General features: G+C 65.6%; 2 protein-coding genes. Both read left to right on the forward strand.

Annotation, left to right across the window (positions count from 1 at the left end; genetic code table 11):
* Positions 1 to 40: 40 nt before the first annotated feature.
* Entirely contained in the window at positions 41 to 553 is a 513-nt protein-coding gene (locus tag AEAC466_RS43430) for a lysozyme (RefSeq protein ID WP_023460298.1), read from the forward strand.
* Positions 550 to 770, forward strand: a 221-nt coding sequence (locus AEAC466_RS0123030; RefSeq protein ID WP_031239707.1) for a phage lysis regulatory protein, LysB family, incomplete at its 3' end; no start/stop codon positions are given. The genes AEAC466_RS43430 and AEAC466_RS0123030, both read left to right, overlap by 4 nt.

Consider the following 770-nt stretch of genomic DNA (forward strand, 5'->3'; position numbering starts at 1 on the left):
CAGCTGTTGAACAAGCTAGGCGTTAGCCGGAGGGTTTACGATGAACTCAATCGCTAAACGCTGCAGCGTGGCCGCCGTGCTGGCGCTGGCGGTGCTGCTGCCGCAATTCAGCGCGCTGCAGATCTCTGAGGCTGGGTTGCGCCTGCTGGCCGATTTTGAAGGTTGCCGCTTATCGCCTTACCAATGCCAGGCGGGCGTCTGGACAAGCGGCATTGGCCACACGGCCGGGGTAAAGCCCGGCGCGGTTATCAGCGAGCGCCAAGCTGCCGTTAACCTCATCGCCGACGTGTATCGCGTGGAGCGCGGCATAGGCCGCTGTATGCCTGTCACGATGCCGCCGCCGGTTTATGACGCGGTGGTGTCCTTTGCCTTTAACGTCGGCGTCACGGCCGCCTGTGGCTCTACGCTGGCCGGTTTCATCAAGCGACAGGACTGGCGCAGCGCCTGCCTGCAGTTGCCGCGCTGGGTGTTCGTCAACGGCGTCAAATCGCCGGGGCTGGAACGGCGCCGGGCGGCGGAGCTGGCCCACTGCCTGATCGGGGCCGCGCCATGAGCCGCGCGATCGGGTGGTTTCTGGTGCTGGCGCTGGTCGTCGCCGGTTGGATGAAATGGCAGGTTGTCACGTTGGGTGAACGGCTGGAAAGCGCCCGGCAGGAGAACGGCCGGATAGCGGCGGCGCTGACCGATACCCGCGCGGCGATCGACACGTTGCAGGCGGCGGCCGGTCGGCTGGCGCAGGAAGAGGAAAAGTTAAGGGGCGACCTAAACGC

Origin of the sequence: Asticcacaulis sp. AC466, assembly GCF_000495815.1 — a bacterium.
Taxonomy (GTDB): Bacteria; Pseudomonadota; Alphaproteobacteria; order Caulobacterales; family Caulobacteraceae; genus Asticcacaulis.